The sequence below is a fragment of the Bradyrhizobium sp. P2_E8 genome (genome assembly GCF_056403875.1).
Genome location: NZ_JBFUES010000648.1, coordinates 1 through 4,431, shown reverse-complemented (window position 1 = coordinate 4,431; position 4,431 = coordinate 1). Strand labels below are relative to the sequence as shown.

The 4,431-nt window shown below is 66.0% G+C and carries 5 protein-coding genes; 4 read left to right on the top strand and 1 reads right to left on the bottom strand.

Annotated elements, in window-relative coordinates:
* Nucleotides 1-432 precede the first annotated feature (432 nt).
* The 4 genes from AC1D00_RS28725 (at nucleotide 433) to AC1D00_RS28710 (ending at nucleotide 3,125) form a co-directional block, all read left to right on the top strand.
* Entirely contained in the window at nucleotides 433-987 is a 555-nt protein-coding gene (locus tag AC1D00_RS28725) for a TetR/AcrR family transcriptional regulator (protein WP_477012987.1), read from the top strand.
* 51 nt (nucleotides 988-1,038) lie between these two features.
* Entirely contained in the window at nucleotides 1,039-2,232 is a 1,194-nt protein-coding gene (locus tag AC1D00_RS28720) for an MFS transporter (protein ID WP_477012986.1), read from the top strand.
* Between the two features lie 125 nt (nucleotides 2,233-2,357).
* Complete coding sequence (locus AC1D00_RS28715; protein ID WP_477012985.1) at nucleotides 2,358-2,777, top strand: DUF4118 domain-containing protein; 420 nt, start codon at nucleotides 2,358-2,360, stop codon at nucleotides 2,775-2,777.
* 138 nt (nucleotides 2,778-2,915) lie between these two features.
* Nucleotides 2,916-3,125, top strand: coding sequence for a hypothetical protein (locus tag AC1D00_RS28710; protein WP_477012984.1), 210 nt, complete (start codon nucleotides 2,916-2,918; stop codon nucleotides 3,123-3,125).
* A gap of 257 nt (nucleotides 3,126-3,382) precedes the next feature.
* Here the strand turns inward: AC1D00_RS28710 and AC1D00_RS28705 are convergent, their stop codons facing one another.
* Nucleotides 3,383-4,360: a LysR family transcriptional regulator gene (locus AC1D00_RS28705; RefSeq protein WP_477012983.1), complete on the bottom strand. Its 978-nt coding sequence runs from the start codon at nucleotides 4,358-4,360 to the stop codon at nucleotides 3,383-3,385.
* Nucleotides 4,361-4,431 lie beyond the last annotated feature (71 nt).

The following is a 4,431-nucleotide window of genomic DNA, read 5'->3' as shown; positions in this document are numbered from 1 at the left end:
GTGGAGACAGTTCGCCCCACACTCGGCGTCATCGCCCGGCTTGACCGGGCGATCCAGTACTCTGAGACGGCGGTGATTGAATCGAGAAGCTGCGGCGTACTGGATTCCCCGCCTTCGCGGGGAATGACAATKCTACTTGGAGGAGAAGCCGATGCCCTATACTCCGTCATTGCGAGCGCAGCGAAGCAATCCAGAGTCTTTCCACGGAGGGATTCTGGATTGCTTCGCTGCGCTCGCAATGACGAGGTGGAGGGAACGAGCACCGCTTCATTACAGTCACCCCCGCGCAACGGCATGCCGCCAGTCTCTCCCCCGATCACAACCAGGTGTCTTGATTAGGAAACAGTCATTCCCTATTATCCCGCAATGCAAAAAAACGCCCGACGATCGCAAGACATAGCTCAGCCACCCGGCCGTCCCCGGGAGTTTGACATGGACACTGCCCTGGACGGGGCGGTGCGGGTGTTTTGCGAGCGCGGCTATCATGCCACGTCGATCGGAGACCTCACCGCCGCGATGCGGCTTGCCACCGGCAGCGTCTACAAGGCGTTTCGCGACAAGCATGCCGTGTTCCTCGCAGCCTTCGAGCGCTACGCCACGGTGCGCCGGGAGCAGACCCGCGGCGCGGCCGCGCGCGGTGCGAACGGCCGCGAGCGGCTGCGCCATGTGCTGCTGTCCTATGTCGAGCACTCCCAGGGCAGCGAGGGGCGCCGCGGCTGTATCGTGGTCGGCAGCGCGGTCGAGCTCTCCGCGGTCGATCCGGTGGTCCGCGCCCGCGTCAATGCGCAGCTCGCGACCAACGAGAGCTTCATCGCCGGCCTCATTCGCGAAGGCCAGGCCGACGGCTCGATTCCCCGCCATGTCGCGGCCGACGACACCGCGCGGCTGATGATCTGCATCACGCAGGGAATGCGCGTCGTCGGCAAGGCGCGCCTGCCGCTCGACGGGACGCGCCTCGTCGGCGTCGCGATGAAGCTGCTCGCCTGAATTCTTGGCTTATTAGGGAATGATCGTTCCCAATCTCTGGAGACCGTGTCAATGACGATGAATGCCACCATCGAGACCGCGCCCGAGCCGGATGCGGTGTCGCAGCGCCTGACCTTCGTGCTTGCCGCGGCCTGTGGCATGGTCGCCGCCAACATCTACTATGCCCAGCCGCTGATCGCCCCGATCAGCGCTGCGCTCGGCCTGTCGCACGCCGCCGCAGGGCTGATCGTCACCATGACGCAGATCGGCTACGGCACCGGGCTGCTCTTCATCGTGCCGCTCGGCGATCTCGTCGAGAACCGCACCCTGATCTGCTCCGTCATCACGCTCGGCGCCGCGGCGCTGCTCGCCGCCGCGTTCGCGACGCACGCGCTGCCGTTCCTGATCGCCGCGCTGTTCATCGGGCTCGGCTCGGTCGCGGTGCAGATCATCATTCCCTATGCGGCGCATCTGGCGCCGGAGGCCATCCGCGGCCGCGTCGTCGGCAACGTCTCGACCGGCCTGATGCTCGGCATCATGCTGGCGCGGCCGGTGTCGAGCTTCGTCACCGCCGTGTCGTCGTGGCATGCGGTGTTCTTCGCCTCCGCCGCGCTGATGATCGTGCTCGCAGCCGTGCTCTGGATGGTRCTGCCGACGCGCAAGCCCGTCGCGCGCATGCATTACGGCACGCTGCTGCTGTCGATGCCGCATCTGGTGCGCACCATGCCGCTGCTCCGGCGCCGCGCGCTCTACCAGGCGAGCCTGTTCGGCTGCTTCACCCTGTTCTGGACGGTCGCGCCACTCCAGCTCGCCGGCGCGTTCGGCTTCTCCCAGCGCGGCATCGCGCTGTTTGCCCTCGCCGGTGTCGCCGGCGTGTTCGCCGCGCCGATCGCGGGACGGCTCGCTGATCGCGGCCATAGCCGCATTGCGACGCTGGTTGCGATGTTGCTCGCGGCTGCGGGTTTCCTCGTGACTTATATCGGCGCGGCCGGCTCGATGCTGAACCTGGCCTGCCTGGTGGTGGCCGCGATCGCCATCGATATCGGCGTCCAGGGCAACGTGGTGCTCGGCTTCCGCGCCATCTTCGCGCTCGGGCACGAACATCGCAGCCGCCTCAACGGCCTCTACATGGCGACGTTCTTCGCTGCCGGCGCTGCCGGCTCCGCGGTCGGCGCCTGGGCCTTCGCGCAAGGCGGCTGGGCCCTCGCATCGGGAATCGGCCTCGCTCTGCCGGTCGCGGGCCTGCTCTATGCGGCCACCGAGTAGCGGTGAAAATCATGCGATGCGGCTGTTTACCAAACGCCCGGGCATGCGTTTTCCGCCTCGCGATTTTCCTGCCGCTGTAGTACTTTGGTCGCAAGGCCCGGTTAACGGGCGGCAGGGGGAGGCTGATGAGACGTGCGGGGCTGTTTGCCGTACCGCGGGTACGGCCATGGTCGTGGCAGGCGTTTCTGCTGGGACTAGTCGTCGTCGGACTATCGGCGGTGCTTCAGGGCATCTGCGTCGCGCTCGGCGCAAAACTCTATTTCGCGGCATTTCTGCCCAGCCTGTTCGTGCTCGGACTTGTCGCGGGTGCGCCGGCGGCGGCATTCGCCGCGCTGCTCACCGTTCCGCTGGTGTGGTGGGCGTTCATTCCGCCCTTCTTCGAGTTCACCCCGCTATCCAGCGCCAATGCGGATTCCATCAACCTGTTCTGCCTCCTCGCCGTGCTCCTGATCGGCCTTGCCGATCTCTGCCGCGAAACGATGTCGATCATCAGCCGCGGCGGGCTGAAGCCTTCGGGCGAGAGCGCGGCAACGAATTCGCAATAAATCGGCGATGCGCGCGCGCCGACGTTGCGCCCGCGCAACAGTCCGGCAACCATTCGCGCGCTTGGCGCGCGCCGCTAACTTTTCGAAAAAGATTTGGCCGCAATTTCTCCCCCGGGAATGACGAGGGAGTTTTCGGACATGAACGGCCAAGCAAACGGGCACGCCATCTTGGAGAACGTGCGCCGCTATCGCGGCATCGCATCGCTCTATCGCCAGACCGCTGCATTCCGCCCGGGCCAGAGCTGGTCGCTGCTGGAGCAGGCGAGGGATTGGGAAGCGCGGGCGCTGTCGGAACTGGAAGCCTATTTCGCCACGCGCATGGATTACGCCGCTTCGCGCGCGGCCTGATCGTTAACCATCGCCGCAAGGAGGTCGGCGGCGAACATCGGCGATCGCCGGCTCTGGTCGGGAGCGCAATCCGTGGCGACTACGGGGTTACCTCGGCGCCTGCGCATGATAGCAAGTTGCCCGGATCTCCTTCACGTCGGCCGGGGGCGAGCGATGACCACCTTCAACCGCATCTTCACGACAGAGCGCCTGCTTCAGATCATCGTCATTCTCGCGGCGACGATTGCGATGAAGCTGATGGGCTGAACACCGGCGGGCTAGCGCTCGCCGAACTCCGGCACGTCGGGCAGATAGTTCGACCCCTCCGAGCCCAGAAAATCGAACATCGCCTGCGCCGGCGGCAGCAGCACCTTGTCGCTGCGGCGGATCACGTACCATTGCCGCACGATCGGCAGGCCGGCGACGTCGAGCACGATCAGGCGGCCCTCGGCAAGCTCGTGCGCCACGGTGTGGGCCGAGATGAAGGCGATGCCGAGCCCGGCGATGACCGCCTGCTTGATGGTCTCGTTGCTGCTCATCTCCATGCCAATGACCGGCTCGAGGTCCGACTTCTGGAACATGCCCTCCATGAGCGTGCGCGTGCCCGATCCCAGCTCGCGGGTGAGGAAGGTCTCGTGCACGAGGTCGGTCAGGCTGAGGCCGGAATCCTTCTCCAGCCAGTGCCCCTTGCGCGCGACGATGATGTGCGGATTGCGCCCGAGCTGACGGACGTCGACGCTGACGTCGGCCGGTGGCCGACCCATCACCGCGAAATCGAGGTCGTAGCCGTGCATGGCCTCGCGGATCTCCTCGCGATTGCCGATGGTCAGCCTGATCTCGATCTTCGGGTACCGCTTGGTGAATGCCGCAATCGCATGCGGGACGAAATACTTCGCGGTCGAGACCGCGCCGAGATGCACGGTGCCGCCGGTCCGCCCGGCGAGCAGGTCGAGCGCGCCCTGGCAGTCCATGATCGCGGCTTCGACCCGCTCGGCGAGCGCCAGCACCTCCTTGCCCGCCTCCGTCAGCAGCATGCCGTCGCCGGTCCGCTGCACCAAAGGCAGGCCGGCGAGGTCCTGAAGCTGGCGCAACTGCTGGGTCACGGCCGGCTGCGTCAGCCCGAGATGGCCGGAGGCCGCCGTCACGCTGCCCTTGGCCGAAAGCGCCGCGAGCGAGCGAAGCTGCCGGATCGTCAGATGCCGGAGCTGGGTCGCCGCATGGCCGGGGCCATTATAAGAAAATTCTTTGGCGCTCATTATGAATAGAAATTTTCCTTATTAAGCCACCCCTGTCAATCTCCTTATGCCGGGACCGACCGCGACCTGCC

Excerpts from the sequence above, each read along its gene's own strand:
- AC1D00_RS28725 (WP_477012987.1), top strand. The coding sequence starts at position 433 with ATGGACACTGCCCTGGACGGGGCGGTGCGGGTGTTTTGCGAGCGCGGC.
- AC1D00_RS28715 (WP_477012985.1), top strand. The coding sequence starts at position 2,358 with ATGAGACGTGCGGGGCTGTTTGCCGTACCGCGGGTACGGCCATGGTCG.
- AC1D00_RS28710 (WP_477012984.1), top strand. The coding sequence starts at position 2,916 with ATGAACGGCCAAGCAAACGGGCACGCCATCTTGGAGAACGTGCGCCGC.
- AC1D00_RS28705 (WP_477012983.1), bottom strand. The coding sequence starts at position 4,360 with ATGAGCGCCAAAGAATTTTCTTATAATGGCCCCGGCCATGCGGCGACC.